Annotated in this window: 21 protein-coding genes; 11 read left to right on the top strand and 10 right to left on the bottom strand. The window is 74.0% G+C overall.

Features of this window, described 5'->3' with window-relative positions; translation table 11 throughout:
• Nucleotides 1–18: 18 nt before the first annotated feature.
• From KUA19_RS20435 to KUA19_RS20425, 3 genes are all read right to left on the bottom strand, one after another.
• Nucleotides 19–864 (bottom strand): deoxyribonuclease IV, encoded by an 846-nt coding sequence (locus KUA19_RS20435; RefSeq protein ID WP_217397808.1) that lies wholly within the window; start codon nucleotides 862–864, stop codon nucleotides 19–21.
• Nucleotides 864–2,852, bottom strand: a complete 1,989-nt coding sequence (gene pknB / locus KUA19_RS20430) for a Stk1 family PASTA domain-containing Ser/Thr kinase (RefSeq protein WP_217397806.1) — start codon at nucleotides 2,850–2,852, stop codon at nucleotides 864–866. Before pknB ends, KUA19_RS20435 begins: the two co-directional genes overlap by 1 nt.
• A gap of 84 nt (nucleotides 2,853–2,936) precedes the next feature.
• Nucleotides 2,937–3,524 carry a hypothetical protein gene (locus KUA19_RS20425; RefSeq protein WP_217397804.1) on the bottom strand — a complete coding sequence of 196 codons (588 nt, stop codon included), beginning with the start codon at nucleotides 3,522–3,524 and terminating at the stop codon, nucleotides 2,937–2,939.
• A 210-nt stretch (nucleotides 3,525–3,734) separates the two neighbouring features.
• On the opposite strand from KUA19_RS20425, the gene KUA19_RS20420 reads away from it, so the two are divergent.
• The 3 genes from KUA19_RS20420 to KUA19_RS20410 are packed head-to-tail and all read left to right on the top strand — an operon-like array spanning nucleotide 3,735 to nucleotide 4,739.
• Nucleotides 3,735–4,112 carry an Rv2175c family DNA-binding protein gene (locus KUA19_RS20420; protein WP_372451817.1) on the top strand — a complete coding sequence of 126 codons (378 nt, stop codon included), beginning with the start codon at nucleotides 3,735–3,737 and terminating at the stop codon, nucleotides 4,110–4,112.
• Between the two features lie 4 nt (nucleotides 4,113–4,116).
• Entirely contained in the window at nucleotides 4,117–4,428 is a 312-nt protein-coding gene (locus tag KUA19_RS20415; protein WP_217397800.1) for a lycopene cyclase domain-containing protein, read from the top strand.
• Nucleotides 4,425–4,739: a lycopene cyclase domain-containing protein gene (locus tag KUA19_RS20410; protein ID WP_217397799.1), complete on the top strand. Its 315-nt coding sequence runs from the start codon at nucleotides 4,425–4,427 to the stop codon at nucleotides 4,737–4,739. The genes KUA19_RS20415 and KUA19_RS20410 overlap by 4 nt, the downstream gene beginning before the upstream one ends.
• On the opposite strand, the gene mptB is transcribed toward KUA19_RS20410, so the two are convergent.
• Entirely contained in the window at nucleotides 4,678–6,177 is a 1,500-nt protein-coding gene (gene mptB / locus KUA19_RS20405) for a polyprenol phosphomannose-dependent alpha 1,6 mannosyltransferase MptB (protein WP_217397798.1), read from the bottom strand. The two genes, KUA19_RS20410 and mptB, sit on opposite strands and share 62 nt — an antisense overlap.
• A 57-nt stretch (nucleotides 6,178–6,234) precedes the next feature.
• Here mptB and KUA19_RS20400 point away from each other — a divergent pair, with 57 nt between their 5' ends.
• Nucleotides 6,235–6,672: a guanyl-specific ribonuclease gene (locus KUA19_RS20400; RefSeq protein ID WP_308167535.1), complete on the top strand. Its 438-nt coding sequence runs from the start codon at nucleotides 6,235–6,237 to the stop codon at nucleotides 6,670–6,672.
• Between the two features lie 21 nt (nucleotides 6,673–6,693).
• Here the strand turns inward: KUA19_RS20400 and KUA19_RS20395 are convergent, their stop codons facing one another.
• The 3 genes from KUA19_RS20395 to KUA19_RS20385 all read right to left on the bottom strand — a co-directional run bounded on the left by KUA19_RS20395 (nucleotide 6,694) and on the right by KUA19_RS20385 (nucleotide 10,468).
• On the bottom strand, nucleotides 6,694–7,764 hold the full coding sequence (locus KUA19_RS20395; protein ID WP_217397797.1) for a polyprenyl synthetase family protein: 1,071 nt from the start codon (nucleotides 7,762–7,764) through the stop codon (nucleotides 6,694–6,696).
• Between the two features lie 10 nt (nucleotides 7,765–7,774).
• Nucleotides 7,775–9,001 carry a helix-turn-helix domain-containing protein gene (locus tag KUA19_RS20390; protein WP_217397796.1) on the bottom strand — a complete coding sequence of 409 codons (1,227 nt, stop codon included), beginning with the start codon at nucleotides 8,999–9,001 and terminating at the stop codon, nucleotides 7,775–7,777.
• Between the two features lie 195 nt (nucleotides 9,002–9,196).
• Nucleotides 9,197–10,468 carry a hypothetical protein gene (locus KUA19_RS20385; RefSeq protein ID WP_217397795.1) on the bottom strand — a complete coding sequence of 424 codons (1,272 nt, stop codon included), beginning with the start codon at nucleotides 10,466–10,468 and terminating at the stop codon, nucleotides 9,197–9,199.
• Nucleotides 10,469–10,839: 371 nt separating this feature from the next.
• Here KUA19_RS20385 and KUA19_RS20380 point away from each other — a divergent pair, with 371 nt between their 5' ends.
• The 3 genes from KUA19_RS20380 (at nucleotide 10,840) to KUA19_RS20370 (ending at nucleotide 12,891) form a co-directional block, all read left to right on the top strand.
• Complete coding sequence (locus tag KUA19_RS20380) at nucleotides 10,840–11,133, top strand: hypothetical protein (RefSeq protein ID WP_217397794.1); 294 nt, start codon at nucleotides 10,840–10,842, stop codon at nucleotides 11,131–11,133.
• Nucleotides 11,134–11,213: 80 nt separating this feature from the next.
• On the top strand, nucleotides 11,214–12,134 hold the full coding sequence (metF, locus tag KUA19_RS20375) for a methylenetetrahydrofolate reductase [NAD(P)H] (RefSeq protein ID WP_217397793.1): 921 nt from the start codon (nucleotides 11,214–11,216) through the stop codon (nucleotides 12,132–12,134).
• A gap of 40 nt (nucleotides 12,135–12,174) precedes the next feature.
• Nucleotides 12,175–12,891 (top strand): CDP-alcohol phosphatidyltransferase family protein, encoded by a 717-nt coding sequence (locus KUA19_RS20370; RefSeq protein ID WP_217397792.1) that lies wholly within the window; start codon nucleotides 12,175–12,177, stop codon nucleotides 12,889–12,891.
• 122 nt (nucleotides 12,892–13,013) lie between these two features.
• Here KUA19_RS20370 and KUA19_RS20365 read toward each other — a convergent pair whose 3' ends face one another.
• From KUA19_RS20365 to KUA19_RS20355, 3 genes are read right to left on the bottom strand one after another with little or no spacing between them, the layout of a single operon-like run.
• Nucleotides 13,014–13,571 (bottom strand): GNAT family N-acetyltransferase, encoded by a 558-nt coding sequence (locus KUA19_RS20365; RefSeq protein ID WP_217397790.1) that lies wholly within the window; start codon nucleotides 13,569–13,571, stop codon nucleotides 13,014–13,016.
• Nucleotides 13,568–14,068 (bottom strand): YbaK/EbsC family protein, encoded by a 501-nt coding sequence (locus KUA19_RS20360; RefSeq protein WP_217397788.1) that lies wholly within the window; start codon nucleotides 14,066–14,068, stop codon nucleotides 13,568–13,570. Before KUA19_RS20360 ends, KUA19_RS20365 begins: the two co-directional genes overlap by 4 nt.
• Entirely contained in the window at nucleotides 14,019–15,077 is a 1,059-nt protein-coding gene (locus tag KUA19_RS20355) for an EamA family transporter (protein WP_217397786.1), read from the bottom strand. The genes KUA19_RS20360 and KUA19_RS20355 overlap by 50 nt, the downstream gene beginning before the upstream one ends.
• A gap of 484 nt (nucleotides 15,078–15,561) precedes the next feature.
• Here KUA19_RS20355 and KUA19_RS20350 point away from each other — a divergent pair, with 484 nt between their 5' ends.
• From KUA19_RS20350 to KUA19_RS20335, 4 genes are all read left to right on the top strand, one after another.
• On the top strand, nucleotides 15,562–15,969 hold the full coding sequence (locus KUA19_RS20350) for an SAV_6107 family HEPN domain-containing protein (protein ID WP_217397993.1): 408 nt from the start codon (nucleotides 15,562–15,564) through the stop codon (nucleotides 15,967–15,969).
• A gap of 120 nt (nucleotides 15,970–16,089) precedes the next feature.
• A complete protein-coding gene (gene imuA', locus KUA19_RS20345) occupies nucleotides 16,090–16,866 on the top strand; it encodes a DnaE2-dependent mutagenesis accessory factor ImuA' (RefSeq protein ID WP_217397784.1) in 777 nt (258 codons plus the stop codon).
• Between the two features lie 5 nt (nucleotides 16,867–16,871).
• A complete protein-coding gene (locus KUA19_RS20340) occupies nucleotides 16,872–18,398 on the top strand; it encodes a DNA polymerase Y family protein (protein ID WP_217397782.1) in 1,527 nt (508 codons plus the stop codon).
• Between the two features lie 68 nt (nucleotides 18,399–18,466).
• On the top strand, nucleotides 18,467–21,826 hold the full coding sequence (locus tag KUA19_RS20335) for an error-prone DNA polymerase (protein WP_217397780.1): 3,360 nt from the start codon (nucleotides 18,467–18,469) through the stop codon (nucleotides 21,824–21,826).
• Nucleotides 21,827–21,838: the final 12 nt, after the last annotated feature.

The following is a 21,838-nucleotide window of genomic DNA, read 5'->3' as shown; positions in this document are numbered from 1 at the left end:
GTAAGGGTGCCCTAATGGTCAATCCGTGCGCAAGCCCCTGAGCAGGGAAATGTCAGTGGCATGCAGCTCACCGGGAGTTTCGACGATCACGGGCACGCCCGACAGGGCCGGATGCCGCATCAACTCGGCGAACGCCGCCGCCCCGATCGTGCCCTTGCCGATGGTCTCGTGCCGGTCGCGCAGCGAGCCGCAGGTGTCCCGCGAGTCGTTGGCGTGCACCAGCGCCAGCCGACCCTCGCCGCACACGGCGACCAGGTCGTCCAGGGTCTGCGTCATGCCGCCCGGCTTGGCCAGGTCGTGCCCGGCCGCCCAGGCGTGGCAGGTGTCGAAGCAGACCGCCAGCCGGGGGTGGAAGTCGACCGCCTCGAAGTACGGCCCCAGGTCCTCGACCCGGGCCGCCAGAGACCGGCCGCCGCCCGCGCTGGGCTCGACCAGCAGCCGGGGCCCGTCGTCGGGCAGCGCGTCCAGCAGCGGCAGCAGCACCTCGCGCACCTGCCGGAACGCCTGCGGGGCGTGCTCGCTGTCGACGGCCGAACCGGCGTGGAACACCACCCCGGCCGCGCCGATGCTCGCCGCGCGCACCAGCGCGTGCGTCAGCGTCTCGCGCGACTGCTCGACCGTGGCCTCGGTCGGCGAGCCGATGTTGACCAGCAGCGAGGCGTGCACGTACGCCGGGATCGCCCGCTCGTGGCAGCCCGCCGTGAACGCCTCGTCCTGCGCCGGGTTACCGGCCGGGCGGGCCCAGCCCCGTGGATTGCCCACGTAGACCTGCACCGACCCGGCCGAGACCGCGTCTACGTACGCCAGCGCCGCCTTGGCCAGTCCGCCCGCGACAGGAGCGTGCGCGCCGATGCCGTGCGACATCAGACCTTGCACCTGATCCGGACGTGCTGCTGCGGCTGGACCGGCACGCCCGGATCGGGGACCTGACGTTCGACGTGGCCGAACCACTTCTCCATGTCGTTGCCCGCCACCTCGACGTCCAGCTGCATGCCGCGCAGCTGGTTGGCGGCGTCCTGGCAGCCCATGTTGAGCACCTGGGGCATCGGGGTGCCGGTCGGGTTGTTGCTGGTCTTGAGCTTGATCACGGTGTTGGCCTCGACCCCGGCCCCGTTCGGCGGGTTCTGCTCCAGCACCTCGTCGTAGGGCTTGTCCGAGGTGACCTGCTCCACCTCGACGCGCAGACCCATACCCTCGAGCAGTTCCCTGGCCTCGGACAGGTTCTTGCCGACGACGTACGGCACGGTCAGCGGCGCGCGGCCCTTGCTGACGATGACCGTGACCTCGGTGCCCGACTTGACCTCCTCGCCCGCCTTCGGGCTGGTCTCCAGGACCACGCCCTTGGGGATCAGGTCGTCGAACCGGTCCGCACCGCGCTTGACCTTGAACTTCAGCGGGTCGGCCTGCAGGTCGACCGAGGCCATGTCGAAGGTCTTGCCCGACACGTCCGGGACCATGTAGCGCTCGGGGCCGGCGGACAGCCGCAGCGTGACGGTGCCGCCGCGGAGCACGCGGTCGCCCGCGGGCGGGTCCTGGACGAGTACGACGTCCTTCTCGACCGTCTCGCTGTAGATGATGTCGCCGAACTTGACCTTCAGCCCCGCCTCGGTCAGCTTCGCCTCGGCCTGGGTGCGGTTCATGTTGACCAGCTGCGGGGTCACCTCGTAGCGGCCGAAGCCGAGCCACCAGCCGCCGACGAGCACGAGCAGCGCCACCACGACGCCACTGGCGATCAGCGCCATCCGGCCGCGCGGATCGCGCATGAGCTGCTGGTACGTGTTCTTGATCCGGTCGAGCGGGCTCTCCGGCTCCACCTGCGCGCGCCGCCGCGTCCGGGGCGCCTGCTGCTGCGGCGAGGGCAACTTGGCCCAGGTCGGTCGCTCGGCCGGGGTGACGTGGCTGACCACGACCGTGGCCTGCTCCATCACCGGGCGAAGGCGCTGCGTGGCGGCACCGGCGACGACCGCTTCGCGAGCCCCCTGGGCCGCGCTGAGCAGCGCCCCGGCGTCGGTGGGGCGGGCCGAGGCCTGCCGGCGCGTCGCCGAGGCGACCAGCTCGTCCAGCACCGGCGACAGGCCGGGCACGAAGCGCGAGGGCGGCGGCACGTCGCGGTCGACGTGCTGCCAGGCCACGTCGACGGGTCGCTCGCCGTCGTATGGCACGCGGCCGGTGAGCATCTCGAACAGCACGATCCCGGCGCTGTACACGTCGCTGCGCGGGTCGGCGTAGCCGTCGCGGACCAGCTCCGGCGCCACGTACGCCACGGTGGCCATGAGCTGGCCGCTGGCGGGGTCGTCGGCGGCGCTGGCCTCCACGGCGCGGGCCAGGCCGAAGTCGGCCACCTTCGCCACCGCGTCGATCAGGTTGTGGCTGCCGCCGCTGGGCGCCTCGGCGATGAGCACGTTCTCCGGCTTGACGTCGCGGTGCACCAGACCCGCCCGGTGCGCGGCGCCCAGCGCCGACAGCACCTGCTCCAGCACCGCCAGCGCCTCGACCGGGCTGAGCCGGCGGCGCTCGGCGAGGATGTCGCGCAGGGTGCGGCCGCGGACGTACTCCATCACCAGGTAGGGCAGGCCGTTGTGGGTGCCCTGGTCGTAGACGGCGACCACGTTGGGGTGGGTCAGCCGCGCGATGGTCTTCGCCTCGTCGGTGAACCGATCGAGGCTGAAAGACTGCCCGGCCGCGTCGCGGACCTGGGCGGGGTGAATGATCTTCAGGGCGACGGTGCGTTCCAGCCGCTCGTCCACGGCCATGTACACCGTCGCCATGCCACCACGGGCCACGCGACCGCGAATGCGGTAGCGCCCGTCGACGAGTGTGCCGAGCAGCTGATCGGCGACCTGAGTATTCATCGCAGCGCAGTCTAAGTCAGGGACGGGCAAACGGCGTACACCCGAGGGTGCGATCGCGTCCCGACCGGGCGTTTCGGGTGCCGTTCACTCCCAGCCACCCGCACCCGGTGCCAGCGTGCCGGGCTCAGGCAGGTGCGGCGTGGCCGGAGTCGACTCGGATGTGTTCGGACTCACGTCCGGCGACGGCGTCGGGGTGGCCGAGGGCGAAGGCGACTCCGACGGGCTCGGCGACGGCGACGGGCTGGGGCTCGGCGAGGCACTGGCCGACGGGCTCGGCCGGGGTGACGGGCGGCGCGTGGTGGGCACGCCGCGTGCGGGCTCGATCTTGCCCACGGACGGGCTCGGCTCGGGGCGCCACTGCGTCGGGCTGGGGACGGGCACCGGCGTGGCGCTGGGGGACACCGGGACCCGCGGCAGGCCGGTGGGCGGGCCGCCGGAGCCCAGCAACGCGTCCAGGCCGCCCGCGACCGCGTAGTAGCCACCCACGCCCGTGGAGACCATCAGCAGCGCGCCGGTGGCCAGCATCACGCGTCGCCGCCCGCGCGGGGCCGGTCCGTCGGCGCCCATGCTGATCACGGCGGTCCGCTCCTGCGCGCGGCGGCGGTTCAGGTCGTAGCGCATCGAGCGGCGGGCGCCGTCGATCTCGCGTCGGATGAGCTGCCAGGGATTCATCGGAGGCTCCTTTCCCGCGGGTCCGTGGCGGGTTCGGCCGGATGTGCGGAGTCGCCCGGGGTGTCGCGACGAGTGGCGGCATGCCACCCCGGATGGTCTTCGGCGAACGTGAGGAGTCGCTTGGGTGCGCCGCGATGAGCGGCGGCGCGCCGCGACGAGTCATGTTCGACGGGGATGCGGTGGTGAGCCCGGGTGGCGACGTGGCAAGGTGTGGAGGTGGCCGAAACTTCGCAATCGACAGACACCGGGCAGGCGACCGCGCCGGAGGCCTGGCTGCCGCTTCCTGACGTCGCCGAGCGGCTCGAGCTGTCGATCATCAAGGTGCACCAGCTGATCAAGGACGGCATGCTGCTCGCCGTACGCCACGAAGGCGTACGGCAGGTGCCCGCCGAGCTGGTGGCGAACGACACCGTGCTCAAGCACCTCCCGGGTGTCCTGACGTTGCTGCGCGACGCCGGGTACAACGACGAAGAGGCGCTGCGGTGGCTCTACACGCCCGACGCGACGCTTCCGGGGACCCCCGCGAAGGCGCTGGGCGGCGACCGCGCCCGCGAGGTCAAGCGCCGGGCGCAGGCCGTCGCCTTCTGACCGCGTGTACGCCTACCTCGCCGTGCTCGGCGGCTGCCTGCTGTGCGCGCTGTGGCTGGAGCCGGTGCTGAAGGTGGGCGTACTGCGCCAGTGGCGGCGCCTGGCCGCCGCGGTGCTGCCGGTGGCCGCGGTGTTCCTGCTGTGGGACCTCGCCGCGGTCGCCGCCGGGCAGTGGACCTTCGACCCCACCCAACTGCTGGGGGTATGGCTGCCCGGCGGCCTGCCCCTGGAAGAGGTGCTGTTCTTCCTGGTCGTGCCGCTGTGCGCGATCCTGGGGTTCGAGGCGGTCCGCACCGTGCTGGCCCGGCGGCGATGAGCTACACGCTGGCCGCCGTGCTCGGGGCGCTGGTCGCGGTGCTGGTGGACCTGTTCGTGCTGCGTACCCGGCTGGTGCTCGGGGTGGTGTTCTGGGCGACGTACCCGATCGTGCTGCTGTTCCAGCTGCTCAGCAACGGGGTGCTGACCGGCCGGGGCGTGGTCCGCTACGACCCGGCCGCGATCACCGGGCTGCGGATCGCGTACGCCCCGGTCGAGGATCTGCTGTTCGGGTTCGCGCTGGTGCTGCTCACGCTGTCGCTGTGGACCCGCGTCGGAGCCGCACGACGGCCCAGACCACCAGGCCCGTGACGACGAACGCGCCGACCGTCTTGGTCAGCACCGGCACGCCCAGCCCGTTGGGCAGGGTGAGGCACGCGCAGACGAGCGCGGCCACGGCCAGCGCCCGCCGCCGCCGCGCATCCGCCTCGACGGCGGCCAGCAGCGCCAGCGGCACCAACGCGTACCAGGGGTAGAAGACCGGGCCGAGCAGTGCCGTGGCCGCCACGAGCCAGCCGCAGGCGGCCAGGATCCGCGCCGGTTCACGCCGTCCGCGCCACGCCGCGCGCAGCGCCGCCAGCGCGGCGACGGCCAGCACCAGCAGCCCGAGCGCCCGCCCGACCGCCACCGCCGCGTCGAACCACGCCGGCCTGCCCGCCACGCGCAGCAGATAGCCCGCGGCCATGCCGACCGCGGTCGGCGGCGAACTCCACTGGGCCAACTCGCCCGTGCCGCGCAGCGCGGTCACCCAGCCCAGGCCGAGCCCGGTCGCCGCGCTCAGGCCCGCGAACGACGCCACGGCGGCGCCCAGCGCGGCCCACCAGCGGCGGCCGACGAGCAGCAACAGGAACGGCAGCGCCACCAGCGCGGTGACCTTCACCGCGACCGCGCCCGCGAGCAGCACTCCGGCCAGCATCGCCCAGCCCAGCCCACGACCGAGCCCCGACCCGTCTCCGCCAGTGGGCAGGGGTCCGTCTCCAGCAGTGGGCAGGGCCCCGTCTCCGGCAGTGGGCGGGGGCCTGTCTCCGGCAGTGGGCAGGGTCACGGCGAGGGCCGCGATGGTCAGGCCCGCGACCAGGGCGTCGTTGTGGGCGCCGGCGACGGCGTGCACCGCGACCAGTGGGCTGAGCAGGCCCAGCCAGTAGGCGGCGGCCGGGTCAACCCCGCAGGCACGCGCCAGCCTGGGGCCGAAGATCGCGACCAGGGCGAGCCCGGCCAGCGCGAGCAGCCGCAGCCAGGCCACCGCGGTGAGCAGGTTCGCCCAGGTCCCGGCGCCGGACAGGGCGACCGCGAGCGGGCCGTACGGCGTCGGGGTGTGCCACCAGAGTTCCGGGACCGCGTCGGCCCAGGGGCAGCCGCCGTCGGCGACCCCGAGGGCGTACGGGTCGAGCCCGGTGCGCCACAACCAGCCCTGGCAGGCGTACGCGTACAGGTCGCGGCTGCCCAGCGGCGGCGCGACCAGCAGCGGCACCGCCCACAGCGCGCCCCGCGCCAGCATCCGGCCCGGCGCCGCGTCGCCGTCCTCGGCGCGCGACCACCACCAGGCCAGCGTCCAGCCGGTCAGCCCGAGCAGCCAGCAGGCCAGCCCGAGCAGGAACGGGCCGCCGACCGCGCCGAACCCGCCGGTGCGCAGCCCGGGGCCGGGGTCGCCGCCGGGCAGGGCGCCGGAGAGGAATGCCGAGATCGCCAGCAGCACACCCGAGACGCACCCGAGGGGGAGTGCGGCACGCCGCCTGCCGAGGGGGAACATCGGTCGATGATCGCACGGTCCTTGATCGCCAGGTGCGCAGCCCGCACACTGCCTGGTGTGGACAGGCAGGTATCGCGGCGCACGCTGACGCTCGCCGCCGTCGCGGCGGTGCTCCTGGTGGCACTGATGGCGGTGGTGGGCTACTGCGCGCGTACCGCCCTGTCGCCGGAGCCGCCGTCGGCCGTGCCCGCCAGCGGCAAGGCGACGCCGGTGTCCGGGTTGGGCACGGTGTCGCTGGGTGAGCTGCCGAAGGAGGCGGCGGCGACGGTCGCGCTGATCGACAAGGGCGGGCCGTACCCGTACCGCAAGGACGGCACCGTCTTCGCCAACCAGGAGGGGCTGCTGCCCGCCCGGCCGAACGGGTACTACCGAGAGTTCACGGTGCCGACGCCCGGGTCACCGGACCGGGGCGCGCGGCGCGTCATCGCGGGGCGCGACGGCGACCTGTACTACACCGGCGACCACTACGAGAGCTTCCGCCAGATCCTGAGGTGACGCGGCCTGGCCCGACCGCGCTCAGGTGGCGCGGTGGACCGCGGCGGCGGCCAGTTCCCGCAGCACCGCGGCCGCCTCCGGCTCGACCGGGGCCGCGTCCAGCGCCGCCAGCGCCGCGCTGGACAGCTGTGCGATGTACGCCTCCGTCTGCGCCAGCGCCCCCGTGTCGGTGATGATCCGCCGCAGCCGGGCCACGCCCGCCTCGTCGAGGTCCGGCCGCCCCAGCCCGGCCGCCAGCGCCGCCCGGTCGTCCGGCCCGGCGCCCTCGAACGCCATCGCGACCAGGTACGTCCGCTTGCCCTCGCGCAGGTCGTCCCCGGCGGGCTTGCCGGTCGCGGCCGGGTCGCCGAACACGCCCAGCACGTCGTCGCGCAGCTGGAACGCCTCGCCCAGCGGCAGCCCGAACGCCGAGTACGCCGCGCTCAGCTCCGCCGGGGCCCCGGCCAGCGCCGCCCCGAACAGCAGCGGATGCTCGACGGTGTACTTGGCCGACTTGAACCGGGCCACCTGGCTGGCCCGGCGCACCGACGTGTCGGCGCTGGCCTGGGTCAGCACATCCAGGTACTGGCCGACCATGACCTCGGTGCGCATCAGGTCGTAGACCGGGCGGGCGTGCGCGACCACGGCCGGGTCCAGGCCGCTGCCGTGCAGCAGCTCGTCCGACCAGACCAGGCACAGGTCCCCGAGCAGCAGCGCCGCCGCCGCGCCGAAGCCGCCCGGCTCGCCCTGCCAGCGCTGCTGCTGGTGCAGCGCCTCGAAGCGGCGGTGCACCGACGGCTCACCCCGGCGGGTGTCGGAGGCGTCCATCAGGTCGTCGTGCATCAGCGCGCTGGCCTGCACCAGCTCCAGTGACGCGAGCGCGGTGACCACGTCGTCGCGGTCGTCGCCGCCCGCGCCCCGATAGCCCCAGTACGCGAACGCGGGCCGCAGTCGCTTGCCGCCGCCGAGGATGAACGACTCGACGGCGTCGGCGAGGGGGAGCAGGCCGTCGTCGATGGCGGCCATGTGCGTACGGCGTTCCGCCAGGAACACCGCGAGCGCCTTCTCCACCCGCGGGCGCAGGGCGGCGCGATCCACCGGGTGCATGGTCATGAACATGAACTTAGACGAGTCGTCGCAGGCCCTGCGCGCCCGGGAGGTAGGACGTGACGTATCTGATCAGGTCACTCAGCTCACGTGCCGCCCGCACGTCCTGGCGCGAGGCCAGCCGGGCGGCCAGTTCCCGGGTCTGCTCGGCGGCGCGGACCGAACCCGAGCGGACCGAGGCGATGACTCCGCCCGCCCCGACCGCGCACGCCTCCTCCAGCTCGCCCACCCCGAGCAGGGCCCGCGCCAGCCAGCCCGAGTACACCGCCAGCGAGCGCGGCTGGCGCGTGCCGCGCAGCTCCGGGCGGCCCAGCAGGGCCACCGCGCGCAGCGGCCGGTCCAGCACGACCAGGCACCGGCCGGTCATCGCCGCCAGTTCACGCTGGTCCAGCCAGTAGAGCCAGGGCGGTTCGCGCTCCGGGACGAGCCGCTCGCCCAGGCGCTGCGCCACGAGCAGGCAGCCGTGCGCGGCGCTGCGGTCGCCGGAGCGCGCCGCCGCGTACGCCGCCCGCTGCGCCAGCAGTGCCCGCAGCCCGGGACTGCCGTGTCGCCGTACGCCCGCGGCGGCGATGCGGGCCAGCTGCCAGGCCGGACCCGGCTCCCGCTCGCCCAGCAGATGACTGGCGCTGCCCAGCAGATGTGCTCCTAGCTGCCGGTCGCCGGCCTCCATCGCCAGCACCAGCCCCTCCCGGTACGCCGCCAGCGCGGCGCGCGGTTGCCCCGCGTCCGCGGCTGTCCAGCCCGCCAGCTGCGCCGACTCCGCGGCGGGCAGCAGCAGCGAGCGCCGGTCAGGGCCCCGCGCCGGGCGCAGCGCGGCCACCGCCTGCCGCCGTCGCCGTGCCACCACGGGCGCCAGATCCGCCCCACCGACCAGGTCGTCCATCCGCCGCAGCTCGCCGAGGCCGGGATCAGGCTCCGCCGACCGCCGATCGGGCACTGGATCGTGCCGCAGCCACCGCCCGGCGAGCAGGCACAGGTCTCTGACCTCGGCGGTCGACAGCCGACGCAGGTCCGGCGCCGCGGCCAGGCCCAGCCGGGCCGGGGACAGGTCGAGCACGTGGGCGAGCCAGCCCAGCCACTGCGCGCCGGGCAGGCGCTCGCCGCGTTCCCAGCGGCTCACCTCGTGCCGGGTCACGGTCGGACTGCCCGCGACGGCGCACAGCAGTTCGGCGAGCCGGGCCTGGCTGTAGCCGCGCAGCCGACGCTGCTGCGCGATCAGCCGACCCAGCGAGGACGGTGACATGGCGGCCTCCCACCCCGTGGTGTTCCTGCAGGCCGACCCCCTGGCGCTGACCCCGTGCGCCGCCCACTTTCCTACCGTCCAGGTACGACAATCCCGGGCGCCCGCCGCCGGGCCGCGCCGGCACGGCGGCCGTGATCGCCATGTGCGGTCGAGAACGAGGCCGGGCAGCGGATCCGGCTCCGGAGACGGCGATGTTCAGGCCGGGGTCGTCCGACCGGCAGCGGCGGCCCGCACCTCGGCGGTCTCCAGCGGATCGTCGCGCAGCCGGGCGAGCAGCGTGACAGCGCGCGGCCGGGGCGCGACGCGGGATGCGGCCAGCTCGCGAACGTCCGGCTCGCAGTCCAGCAGGGCGGGAGTGAGGACGCGCTCGGCGCCGACGGGGTCGACCGACAGCATGGCGCGCAGCATCGCCGCCCGCTCGATCGAATGAGGTGTCCACCGCCAGGTCCGCATCAGGGCGGGCAGGGCCGCCGCGGCGGCCGGGCCGAGTCGCGTGAACCCGTCGGCGAGCCGGTCGAAGCCGCACCAGTCGTCCGAGTCCCACCGCCATTGCCAAGCGTCCAGCAGCCGTGGCAGGTCGACGGCGGTGCTGTGCCCCGCCAGCAAGAGGCTGCCATGCCAGAACAGCTCGGCACCCCGGTCGATGGTCCAGGTCCGGGCCCGTTCGACCACCGCCGCCCCCGGGTCCCGAAGGGCTGTGCCGAGCAGGGACGGATGCAGGCCGCCCTCGATCAAGTCGATCAGGTCCGGATCCGGCACGCCGGCCCGGAGCAGGGCTCGCAGTGCCCGTCGCTGGTCGACCCGCGTCACCTGCGGATCGGTCGCCATCATGATCAACTCGTCCGTGCTGTGTCCGGTCGGCAGGGCGGCCGGCCGCGCGGGCACCCGCTCGGCCAGGCGCCGCGCGGCCGCCGCCAGGCGCGGGTGCTGGGGCGCCCAGTGGGCCGTCATCCGCGGGCAGGCCCAGCTCAGCTCGTACTCCTCCGCCTCGGAGAGGCGGGACAGGCACAACTGGTCGAGGTCCGCCCAGAGCTCGACCGGCCACTCGTCGACGGCGCGCAACACGTCGAGCCAGTGCGGGCCGTCGGTGAGGTAGGCGCGCAGGATGGCGACGGAGCGCCGGTCGCCGCCGCGACCCAGGGCGGCGAGCACCTCCGTGGCCAGTTCGAAGAAGTTGTCCCGGTCCTGGCGCAGGTCGTCGGGGGCGTGGCGCAACTGGTCGCCGATGGGGGCCGGGTCGAGGTCCAGGTCCCGGACGAGGCGGGCCAGGTAGTCGGGGCGGTCGTCGAAGGCCCAGTACCAGCGGTGGTCTCGGCGGATGCAGGCGTAGACGGCGGCGGGGGCGGCGGCGGGATCGCGCATGGCCATCAGTACGCCCTCGCCGCGGCCGCGCTGCAGGGCGCCGTCGAGGGTGTCGGTATGGGCGTAGCGCCAGTCGGCTGTGGATTCTTCGTCGGCTTCGCTCATCGCGCCCAGGATGGCCGCTGCCCTCGCCCCGCACCACCGATTTGCCGCAGTGCCCGGCGGCGAGGTTGATCCGTTTTCGTGGACGCTGGGTGCTGCTATAGCGACACCAGGCGTCCACGAAACGGATCTTCACCCGGCAGTGACCCGGAGGCCGTGCCTATATGTCTTGGTTATGGCTTTTGGGCTGGTGAGGTAAGGACTGAAACGGCGCTGGCCCACATACAGCTGGCCCCTCCCAAGGCGCGTTTGATGCGCTTTGCTGGAGACGCCTGCGACGGTCGACCACTCCCATGGCCTGGCGCAGGCGCCGGGGCGGCGCGTCATCTCCCAAATGGCCCGTGCCGCCCCGGCTTCCCCTTCCTGGAGGTCCGATGGAGCTGCCCCAGATCGACTGGGAGAACCCGCCGCTCGATCCACCCGAGCAGGTCGCCCAGCCGCTGATGTGGCGCCTGGCCGCGCGCCTGCTGCACGACCACGTGACCGCGGCGGGGTCCTGGCCGCTGGCCCGGTGCCGGGTGTGCGAGCTGGTCTGGCCCTGCCCGGCCCGGCGTTACGCCGAGCGTGGCCTGCTGGCGGCCTGCCGCCACCCGGTGGCGGGCCGGGGCGCGGCCGCGTTCACCGACTGGTTCCTGGCGGCCGACGAGCCGCCGGGCGGCGGCTGGTGAGCATGATCACCAGGGGGTATGCCCGCCACACCCTGAGACGGATCGGCCCGTCGGGCCTCATGGCCGATAGAGTCGGCAGGGTGACACTGCGTGCTCCCTCCACCATGCCCGGGCCCCGGCCGACGGTCCGCGACCTGCTGTCGTCGGGGGAGCCCACGTTCTCGTTCGAGTTCTTCCCGCCCAAGACGCCCGACGGCGAGCGGCTGCTCTGGCAGGCCATCCGTGAGCTGGAGTCGCTGCAGCCCTCGTTCGTCTCCATCACGTACGGCGCGGGCGGCAGCACCCGGGACACCACCGTGCAGCTCACCGAACGGGTCGCGACGGAGACGACGCTGCTGCCGCTGGGGCACCTGACCGCCGTCAACCACTCGATCGCGGAGCTGCGGCACGTGATCGGGCACTACTCCGACGCGGGCGTGCGCAACATGTTGGCGCTGCGGGGCGACCCGCCGGGCAGCGACCCGCAGGCCGATTGGGTGGCGCACCCGCAGGGCCTGCACCACGCCGACGACCTGGTGCGGCTGCTCAAGGAGAGCGGCGACTACTGCGTGGGTGTGGCGGCGTTCCCGGAGAAGCACCCGCGCTCGCCCGACTTCGACTCCGACGTGCGCTACTTCGTGCGCAAGTGCCGGGCCGGGGCCGACTACGCGATCACCCAGTTCTTCTTCAACTGGGAGGACTGGGCACGACTGCGCGACGCGGTGCACGCCGCCGGCTGCGACGTGCCGATCATCCCCGGCGTGATGCCGGTGACCAACGTCAGCCAGATCGAGCGGATGGCGCAGCTGTCCGGGGCGGCGTTCCCGGCCGACCTCGCGGAGCGGCTGCGCGCCGTCGCCGACGACCCGCAGGCGGTGCGGGCGATCGGGGTGGAGGTCGCGACCGAGCTGAGCACGAAGCTTCTGGCCGAGGGCGCACCCGGCCTGCACTTCATCACGTTGAACCGGTCGACTGCCACGCGCGAGGTGTGGCAGCGGCTTCGGGTGGGCGCCGCGGTGTAGCCCCGCCCGAGCCGGCCGATCCTGGCCGGGAGTGGGGGGTATGACGACACCGACGACACCGGCGCCGCCGCAGGCCGCAGCGGCGCCGATGAGCTGGGACGCCTACGTCGCGGGCTGGTCGAGCACGCACGACGGGTTCGACCCGCGCCACGCCGGGCCGCTGCTGCGCCGGTGGCTGCGGATCGCGTTCACGGTCGGCGGGGTGCTGGCGCGGTTCGGGCTGCGGCCGTCATACCCGATGGTGATCGCCGCGGGATGCGCGGTGCTGGTGCCACTGCTGGCGGCCCGTGGTGGCGCCTGGCCCGCGCTGGCGGCGCTGGTGCTGCTCCTGGGCGTCGCCGCCGACACGGTCGGGCAGACGCTGGCGGTGCTGCTGCACCGCTCGACCCGGCTGGGCGGCTTCTACCGGGCGATGCTCGACCGGATGAGCGAGATGTGCTGGCTGGCGGCGCTGGCCGTGCTCGGCGCGCAGCCGACCGTGGTGCTGCTGTGCGTGGCGCTGGTGTGGCTGCACGAGTACGTCCGCGCGCGGGCCGGGGCGGTCGGTATGCGCGCTGCCGGGTCGGCGACGATCGGCGACCACGGCACCCGCATCTGGCTCACCCTGCTCTCGCTGCTGCTGGCCGCGGCGGCCACCACCCAGGTCGGCGCCGACCTGGCCGCGGGCGTGGTCACCATGATGATGGTGCTCTGGCTGACCCTCGCCGTCCTCGGCCTCGGCCAGCTCATGGGCATAGTCCGAAAGGTCCTTATGTAGCTGCCGCCCGCTGCATGTAGCTGCCGCCCGCTGCGCAGGCGCGATCAGGTGGCTGCAGTTTCGGGGAACTGCACGAATCCGGGCTCCGATTGCCGCAGTTTCCCCGAAACTGCCTGGGTGGGTCACTCACGCCCTGCGGGAAGCATGAGGGGCAGGTTGTTGCCGAGGATGGCGAAGGGGCGCGGGTCGCCGGGGAACATCAGGTGGCGGCACACGTCGGTGAAGCCGGTGCGGCGGTAGAGGCGCCAGGCCCGGGAGGCCTGCTCGTCGGCCTCCGGGGTGGACAGCAGTGTGGTCCGCGCGCGGGTCATCGACAACAGCGCCCGCAGTTGCGCCTCGCCCAGGCCGTGGCCCTGCGCGCTGGGCCGTACGTGCAGCTCCACGACCTCGAAGCAGTCGCCCATCCACTGCGTGCGCTGGGTGTCGGACAGCACGGTGCTGACCACGTCGTGCCACCACTGGCCGGGCGCGGAGTGGTAGCCGTAGGCGAAGCCGAGCAGGTGACCCTGCAGGCTGAGCCCGGCGACGGCCCGGAACTGCGGGCGCCGCAGGTGGGTGGTGATGTAGCCGCGCCGCACCGCGAGGGCGTCCGCCTGGTACGACATCGCCTCGCCGAACACCGACAGCACGTCGTCCATCCGCCGGGACAGGTCGTCCGGCGTCCAGGGCACCAGCCTCATACGTCCGCCACCCGCGCCGGGGTCGCCGAGGTCACCCGCAGCAGCTCCGGGTAGGTGATCGGGAAGACCGCGCGGGGCACCCCGCCCGCGGCCCAGACCTGGTCGTACTCGGCCAGCGCGGTGTCGATCAGGGTGCGCACCGGCTTGGGGTGGCCCAGCGGGGCGACGCCGCCGATGGGCTGGCCGGTGTGCTCGCGGACGAACTCGGGGGAGGCCCGGTGCAGCTTGGGCACGCCCAGATCGGCGGCGACCTTGGCGGTGTCGACTCGGTGGCGGCCGGAGGTGAGCACCAGCAGCGGCTCGCCGCCCACCTCGAAGATCAGCGAGTTGGCGATCTGGCCCACCTCGACTCCGAGCGCCTGCGCCGCCGCGACGGCGGTGTGGACCCCGTCGTCCAGCTCGATCACCTGGCAGCCCGCGCCGGCGGAGTCGCGGGCGTCCGCGGCGTCAAGGGCGTGCTGGACTGCGGTCACGTTCGGGTGCGACATGGGTCTCATTCTGCCTCAGCGCTGGTGGGGAGGCATCGATGGTCCGCCGTTCCGGCAGGCCGTCTAGGCGAGCCGCTGGCGCGGGCACCGGTTCCGGCAGTGCCGCGGGCACCCGCGCGGTCTCGGCGAGGACCACCCCGGCCAGCACCAGCGCTCCGCCCAGCAGTTGGGCGGTGTTCAGCCACTCGCCCAACACCAGCCACGCGGCGGCGGTGGCGAACACCGGCTCCACCATGCCGAGGATGCCGACGCTGGTGGCGGGCAGGTGCCGCAGCGCCCCGGCGACCAGCAGGTACGGCACGATCGTGCCGAGCACGAGCAGGTAGGCGGCCAGCAGCCACAGCGGCGTGCCGCCCGTGGTGTGCCCGGCCAGCGCGCTCCAGTCCGGGGCGGTGCCGGTGGTGAGGCGGAACAGCAGTCCGGCCAGGGCCGACACGCCGAAGGCCCAGCCGGTGAGCGAGATGGTGTCGCGGCTGCTGACGCCCTGCGCGCCGAGGATGTAGTAGCAGGCGAGCAGGGCGGCCGCGCCCAGTCCGGCGGCCAGGCCGAGGCTGTCCAGGTGCAGGTCGCCCCATACCTCGGCGACGCAGGCCAGGCCCAGCAGGCACAGCAGCAGCCCGGCCCACAGGCGCGGGCGGACGGGCTGGTGCTGGCCGAAGCGGGCCCACAGGGCGACCAGCAGCGGCGCGGTGTACTCGAACAGCAGCGCGATGCCGACGGGCATGCGGGAGATGGCGACGAAGTAGAGCATCGGGACGCCGAAGAAGCCGGTCAGGCCGTACGCGATCAGCAGCGGCAGCTGCCGGGCGGTGACCCGGAACCGGCGCAGCCCCGGCCGCAGCGCGGCGCCCAGCGCGACCAGGCCGAGGCAGGCGCCCAGGGCGCGCAGCGTGGTCAGGTCGGGTGCGCTGACGCCGCCGCGCAGGATCAGTTTGGAGACGGTGCCGTTGAGCGCGAACAACAGTCCTGACAGCAGGACCATGAGCATGCCCAGGGTGGGCCGGGAGCGGAACGGCACTGGTCGAGGCTACCTGGTGTCATGTGTGTACCTCAATTCAGTCCTTACCCGGCGGGTCAGGGTTTACAACCCGGGGTTATCGAACTAATGTTCTACTCGTTGTTCGGACAGGTGTTCGAGACAATGATGTTGAACTGAAGAGAATGTTCTCCAGGGGGAGCGGTTCGCGACGCGAACCCTGGGACGGTGTTCGCGACACCGTCATTGGTCGGCGGAGATTCGCGGCTCCGCTGATCGGCAGGCGGGACGCCGCACGCTGCCCACCGACCCCCGGGCAGCGCGCGGCGCGCCCGACCGGCGTGCCGGTCCGGGCGTGGCGTGGGGAAGCTCCACGCCCCGACCGGCACCGCAATTCCACGCTCTTCCTCCGTGGCTGGTGAGACAGCTGGTGAACGTGGGCATGTCGTCAGTAGCCGTGCGACGCGGCACGGTGGCGACACGCCAGGCGCGGCCGCTCGCGGCCGACGAGGAGGGAACCGCCGAGATGAGAGCCACGACGACGGTGCCGGCGCATACGCTGCCCCACCGCACCCCGATCGAGCTGATGAACCTGGCCCGCCGCGGGCTCGCCGAGGCGAACGAGGTGAGTGGCCACGCCCAGCAGTACGCCGCCGCGCACCTGGCCGCCCTTCGGGCCGCCGCCGCGGTCATCGCGGCCAGGGCCACCCCCGCGCCCGCCCGCCGCAAGCAGATCACCAGCGTCTGGATTCTGCTGAGCATGGTCGCCCCCGAGCTGAACCCCTGGTCGACGTTCTTCTCCGCCGGCGCCGCCAAGCGGTCCGCGGCCGAGGCGGGCATCGCGCGGGTCACCGCCGAGGAGTCCGAGACGATCCGGCAGCAGGCAGGGCGCTTCATCGAACTGATCGAGCAGATGCTCGACCTCGCGGCCTGACCTGACACCAGATCGCGGTTTCGGGGAAAGCGCCGCCATCGGCGCCCCCGAAACCGCGACACCCGTACCGAGGTCCGGGTGGCACCACTTCACCGATCGCGACGACAGGGGGCGGGCAGCATGACGGGGCTGAGCCTGGCCCGGTCACCGCAGACGTGGCACGAATCGGTGCGGCGAGCCAGCGACCTCACCGACGACAGCTCCGGCCTCGGCCCTGACCGTACGCTGCCGGTGCTGCCCGAGCTGCGCAAACTCCTGCCCGGTGGGCTGCGTCGGGGCAGCACGGTCGCGGTCGCCCCCAGCCCTGACCCCGGTTGTGGCGGGACCACCTCACTGCTGCTGTCGCTGCTGTCCGCCGCGTCGGCGGCCGGCTCCTGGTGCGCCGTGGTCGGCCTGCCCACCCTGGGTATGGCCGCCGCCGCCGAACTGGGCATCGTGCTGGAGCGGTTCGCGCTGGTCCCGCACCCGGGTCCGCAGTGGGCCACCGTGGCCGGGGCACTGCTCGACGGGTTCGACGTGGTCGTGGTCGCCCCGCCCGGCTCGGTCGCCCCGACCGTGCGCGGCCAACTCGCCGCTCGCGCCCGCCAGCGCGGCAGCGTGCTGGTGCCGTTCTGCGGCCCCGGCCGCGCCTGGGACGGCGCCGACCTCACCCTCAGCCTGATCGACGGTGCCTGGCAGGGCCTGGGACCCGGTCGGGGGCGGCTGCGCGGCCGGGAGCTGAGCATCAGCGCGTCCGGCCGGGGCGCCGCCGCCCGCCCCCGCCGCGCCACCGTATGGCTGCCCGCCACCGCGGACCTGGCCGCCACCCTGTACGGCAAGGTCCGCGCCGAGGTGTCCCCGCCCCCGGCCGCCCCCAGGCACCCCGACGCGCCCGTCCGCCGACTGCACCTGGTGTGAGCGGGATGCGCGACACCCTGCGCACCATGCTCGTCTGGTGCCCCGACTGGCCCGTCATCGCCGCCGACCTCGTCGACGGCGTCCCCGCCGACCGCCCGGTGGCGGTGTTGCACGCCAACCGGGTGGTGGCCTCCTCCGGCGCCGCCCGCGCCGAGGGCGTACGCCGGGGGCTGCGCAAACGGGAGGCGCAGGCCCGCTGCCCGCAGTTGATCGTCGTCGACTACGACCCGGTGCGCGACGTGCGCGCCTTCGAGCCGGTGCTGGTCGCGGTCGAGGAGGTGGCCGCCTCGGTGGCGGTGCTGCGGGCCGGGGTGTGCGCGTTCGCCGCCCGTGGTCCGGCCCGCTACCACGGCGGCGAGGAGGCCGCGGCGGAACGGATCATCGAGCAGGTGGCGCAGGAGTGCCGGGTCGAGGCCCAGATCGGCGTCGCCGACGGCACCTTCGCCGCGCTGCTGGCCGCGCGGATGGGCCGCGTCGTGCCGCCGGGGCAGACGCCCGCGTTCCTGGCCGAGATGCCCGTGGCCACGCTGGAACGCCCGCAGTTGGTGGGGCTGCTGCGCCGGCTGGGCATCACCACCCTCGGTGCCTTCGCGGCGCTGCCGCCCGGCGACGTACTGGCCCGGTTCGGGCTGGACGCGGCCCTGGCGCAGCGGCTGGCCGCCGGGCGGGACGACCGGCCGCTCGCGGTCCGGCACGCCCCACCCGACCTGGAGGTCGACGAGCGGTTCGACGAACCCGTGGACCGGGTCGACACGGCCGCGTTCGCGGCGCGGGCGCTGGCCGAACGGCTGCACGAGCGGCTGGCCGGATACGGGATGGCGTGTACGCGGCTGGCGATCGGCGCGGTCACCGCCGACGGCCGCGAACTGCACCGGGTATGGCGCCACGACGGCGTCCTGACCGCGAGCGGGATCGCCGACCGTACCCGCTGGCAGCTCGAAGGTTGGATCACGCAGAAGCGCCTCGACCAGGGCATCGTCGCGCTGCGGCTGGTCCCGGACGGGCTGGTGCGCCAGGTCGGGCTGCAGGCCGGGCTGTGGGGCGACCCCGGGGTGGAACGCGACCGGGCCCACCGGGCCCTGCACCGGGTGCAGGGCATCCTCGGCCCGGAAGCGGTGGTGACCGCGGTGCTGGGCGGCGGCCGCGACCCGCGCGAGCAGGCGACCCTGGTGCCGTGGGGCGACGAGCGGGTGACCGCCCGGCCGGCCGGACCGTGGCCGGGGCGGCTGCCGCCGCCGTCGCCCGCGGTGGTGCTGGACCAGCCGCTGCCCGCCCGGCTGCTGGACGCGTCCGGGCAGCTCGTGGGGGTCAGCGGGCGACTGGAGCTGACCGCCGACCCGGCCCGGCTGGTGCTGGAGGGCGGCGCGGCCGAGGTCGTCGGCTGGGCCGGGCCGTGGCCGGTGGACGAGCAGTGGTGGGACTCGCGCCGCGCGGTCCGCGCGGTCCGCCTCCAGGTTCTGCTGGCAGACGGCCGCGCCCTCCTGCTCACCCTGTCCGCCGCCGAGTGGACCGTAACTCTCCACTTCGACTGACCCGCAGCTCACGGCATGCCGGGACCCCGTGTATTCATGATCGACTTGGTAGTACACTTGTTCGAATCATGGGATGGAGCAGTAACGACAACCTGTCGTGGGCCGAGCTGGAGCGGCGGATGCGGGGCGGGAAGGCCGTCGACCCGCTCGCCGACGGCGGCGACGCGCCCGCGTTCTCGCGCAAGCGGGAGCCGTACCGGCCGGAGCCGGTGGTCCGGCCGCGCACGAGCGTGCCGTACGCGGAGCTGCACTGCCACACCAACTTCAGCTTCCTCGACGGGGCGAGCCACCCCGAGGAGCTGGTGGCCGAGGCGGTGCGGCTGGGGCTGGGCGCCCTGGCCATCACCGACCACGACGGCCTGTACGGCGTGGTCCGCTTCGCCGAGGCGGCCCGTGAGCACGGCCTGCCCACCGTCTTCGGCGCCGAGCTGAACCTGGCCGGTACGCCCCGCGGCGGCGTGCCGGACCCGACCGGCGCGCACCTGCTGGTGCTGGCCAGAGGCCCGCAGGGCTACGCCAACCTGGCCCGGACCCTGTCGAAGGCACACCTGGCGGGGGGCGAGAAGGGGCGCCCGAAGTACCGGCTGGAGGAGATCGCCGGGCAGCTGGACGGGCAGGGGGTGGTGCTGACCGGGTGCCGCAAGGGGCTGGTGCCCCGGGCGTTGCAGGACGGGCTGCTGGCTCCGCCGGGCAGCGGCGGCGACGGCGGCATGGGTGCCGCCGCGAAGGAGCTCGACCGGCTGGTGACCCTGTTCGGCCAGGACAACGTGGTGGTGGAGCTGACCGACCACGGTGACCCGCTCGACGGCGACCGCAACGACGCGCTGGCGCAGCTCGCGGCCGCGGCCGGGCTGCCGGTGCTGGCCACCAACAACGTGCACTACCACGCGCCGGGGCGGCGGCGGCTGGCCACGGTCACGGCGGCGGTGCGGGCCCGCAGCAGCCTGGATCAGCTCGACGGCTGGCTGCCCGCGGGCGCCACCGCGCACCTGCGGTCGGGGGCGGAGATGGCGGCGCGGTTCGGGGCGTACCCGGGGGCGGTGGCGTACGCGGCACGGTTGGGGGCGGAGCTGGCGTTCGATCTGCGGCTGGTCGCGCCGAAGCTGCCGCCGTTCACCGACCTGGCGGGCAACCGGGTCGACGAGGTGGGGTTCCTGCGGGAGCGGGCGTACGCGGGGGCGGCGGACCGGTACGGGCCGCGGCAGGCGTACCCGGAGGCGTACGAGCGGATCGACCGTGAGCTGGCGCTGATCGAGCAGCTGGAGTTCCCCGGCTACTTCCTGGTGGTGTGGGACATCGTCGACTTCTGCCGCCGGGAGCGGATCTACTGCCAGGGGCGGGGGTCGGCGGCGAACTCGGCGGTCTGCTACGCGCTGCGGATCACCAACGTGGACCCGCTCGGCCCCGACGGCGGGCTGATGTTCGAGCGGTTCCTGGCCCCGGAGCGCGACGGCCCGCCCGACATCGACGTCGACATCGAGTCCGACCGGCGCGAGGAGGTCATCCAGTACGTGTACCGCCGCTACGGGCGGGAGCACACCGCGCAGGTGGCCAACGTGATCTCGTACCGGCCGCGCTCGGCCGTGCGCGATGTGGCCCGCGCCTTCGGTTTCTCGCCGGGCCAGCAGGATGCCTGGAGCAAGCAGATCGACCGCTGGAACGGCATCTCCGCCGCCGACGTCGAGGGCATCCCGCAGCACGTGGTCGACTTCGCCGGGCAGCTGCTGCAGGCGCCGCGCCACCTGGGCATCCACTCCGGCGGCATGGTGATCTGCGACCGCCCGGTGATCGAGGTGTGCCCGGTGGAGTGGGCCCGTATGCCCGGCCGCACCGTGCTGCAGTGGGACAAGGACGACTGCGCCGCGATCGACCTGGTCAAGTTCGACCTGCTGGGCCTGGGCATGCTGTCGGCGCTGCACTACGCCTACGACTTCCTCGGCGACGAACTGGACCTCGGCGACCTCAAACCCGACGACCCCGAGGTGTACGAGATGCTCTGCCGCGCCGACACCGTCGGGGTGTTCCAGGTGGAGAGCCGCGCGCAGATGTCGACGCTGCCCCGGCTGCGCCCGGAGCGCTTCTACGACCTGGTGGTGGAGGTGGCGCTGATCCGGCCCGGCCCGATCCAGGGCGGCTCGGTGCACCCGTTCATCCGGCGCAAGAACGGCCTGGAGGAGGTGGACATCCCGCACCCGCGGATGCGCAACTCGCTGGCCCGGACCCTGGGCGTGCCACTGTTCCAGGAGCAGATGATGCAGCTGGCCGTCGACGTCGCCGACTTCACCCCGACCGAGGCCGACCAGCTGCGCCGGGCGATGGGCTCCAAGCGCTCGATGGAGCGGATGGAACGGCTCAAGGACCGGCTCTACGACGGCATGGCCCACAACGGCATCACCGGCGAGCTGGCCGACGACATCTTCAACAAGCTCGCCGCGTTCGCCAACTACGGCTTCCCGGAGAGCCACGCGATGAGCTTCGCCTACCTGGTGTACGCCAGCGCCTGGCTCAAGCGATACCACCCGGCGGCGTTCTGCGCGGCGCTGCTGGGGGCGCAGCCGATGGGCTTCTACTCGCCGCAGTCGCTGGTCGACGACGCGCGGCGGCACGGGGTGCGGGTGCTGCGGCCCGACGTCAACGCCAGCGGGGTCAAAGCGACGCTGGAAGGCGATCCGGGTACGCGGTGGGGCAGCGCGCCGGGCGAGCCGCCCTCGAAGTGGGGGCTGGGCGGCCCGGTGGTGCGGCTGGGCCTGGACACGGTGCGCACGCTGGGGGAGGAGGCGGCCAAGCGGGTGGTCGAGGTGCGCGGCGATCGGCCGTACGCGGACATGACCGAGCTGGCCCGGCGCACCGGCCTGACCGCCGCCCAACTGGAGGCCCTGGCCACCGCGGACGCCTTCGCCTGCTTCGGCCTGGACCGGCGCGCGGCGCTGTGGGCCGCCGGGGCCGCCGCCACCGACACCCCGGACCGGCTGCCGGGCACCGCGGTGGGTGTGCACGCGCCGATGCTGCCGGGCATGGACGAGGTGGAGCGGCTGGTCGCCGACGTGTGGGCGACCGGGCTGTCCCCGGACGACCACCCCATCCGGCTGGTACGGCCGCGGCTGAACGCCGACGGCGTGCTGCCGGTGGCGCAACTGTCCGGGGTGGAGTCCGGCGCCCGGATCACCGTCGGCGGCCTGATCACGCACCGGCAGCGGCCCGCCACGGCGGGCGGGGTCATCTTCCTCAACCTGGAGGACGAGACCGGCATGCTCAACGTGGTGTGCTCGCCGGGCCTGTTCACCCGGAGCCGGAAGATCGTGCAGCTGAACTCGGCGCTGATCGTCCGCGGGCGGCTGGAGAGCGCCTCGGGGGTGATGAACCTGGTGGCCGACAAGGTGACGCCGCTGCACATCGCCACGAAGCCCGCGTCCCGCGACTGGCGCTAGCGCCCGCCAAGG

The sequence above is a fragment of the Catellatospora tritici genome, assembly GCF_019083965.1.
GTDB lineage: Bacteria > Actinomycetota > Actinomycetes > Mycobacteriales > Micromonosporaceae > Catellatospora > Catellatospora tritici.
This window is presented reverse-complemented; position numbering and strand designations above follow the sequence as displayed.

Coding starts and splice junctions, on each gene's coding strand:
- KUA19_RS20435 (WP_217397808.1), bottom strand. CDS start 864: ATGTCGCACGGCATCGGCGCGCACGCTCCTGTCGCGGGCGGACTGGCC.
- pknB (WP_217397806.1), bottom strand. CDS start 2,852: ATGAATACTCAGGTCGCCGATCAGCTGCTCGGCACACTCGTCGACGGG.
- KUA19_RS20425 (WP_217397804.1), bottom strand. CDS start 3,524: ATGAATCCCTGGCAGCTCATCCGACGCGAGATCGACGGCGCCCGCCGC.
- KUA19_RS20410 (WP_217397799.1), top strand. CDS start 4,425: ATGAGCTACACGCTGGCCGCCGTGCTCGGGGCGCTGGTCGCGGTGCTG.
- mptB (WP_217397798.1), bottom strand. CDS start 6,177: ATGTTCCCCCTCGGCAGGCGGCGTGCCGCACTCCCCCTCGGGTGCGTC.
- KUA19_RS20395 (WP_217397797.1), bottom strand. CDS start 7,764: ATGACCATGCACCCGGTGGATCGCGCCGCCCTGCGCCCGCGGGTGGAG.
- KUA19_RS20390 (WP_217397796.1), bottom strand. CDS start 9,001: ATGTCACCGTCCTCGCTGGGTCGGCTGATCGCGCAGCAGCGTCGGCTG.
- KUA19_RS20385 (WP_217397795.1), bottom strand. CDS start 10,468: ATGAGCGAAGCCGACGAAGAATCCACAGCCGACTGGCGCTACGCCCAT.
- KUA19_RS20380 (WP_217397794.1), top strand. CDS start 10,840: ATGGAGCTGCCCCAGATCGACTGGGAGAACCCGCCGCTCGATCCACCC.
- KUA19_RS20370 (WP_217397792.1), top strand. CDS start 12,175: ATGACGACACCGACGACACCGGCGCCGCCGCAGGCCGCAGCGGCGCCG.
- KUA19_RS20365 (WP_217397790.1), bottom strand. CDS start 13,571: ATGAGGCTGGTGCCCTGGACGCCGGACGACCTGTCCCGGCGGATGGAC.
- KUA19_RS20360 (WP_217397788.1), bottom strand. CDS start 14,068: ATGAGACCCATGTCGCACCCGAACGTGACCGCAGTCCAGCACGCCCTT.
- KUA19_RS20350 (WP_217397993.1), top strand. CDS start 15,562: ATGAGAGCCACGACGACGGTGCCGGCGCATACGCTGCCCCACCGCACC.
- imuA' (WP_217397784.1), top strand. CDS start 16,090: ATGACGGGGCTGAGCCTGGCCCGGTCACCGCAGACGTGGCACGAATCG.
- KUA19_RS20340 (WP_217397782.1), top strand. CDS start 16,872: ATGCGCGACACCCTGCGCACCATGCTCGTCTGGTGCCCCGACTGGCCC.
- KUA19_RS20335 (WP_217397780.1), top strand. CDS start 18,467: ATGGGATGGAGCAGTAACGACAACCTGTCGTGGGCCGAGCTGGAGCGG.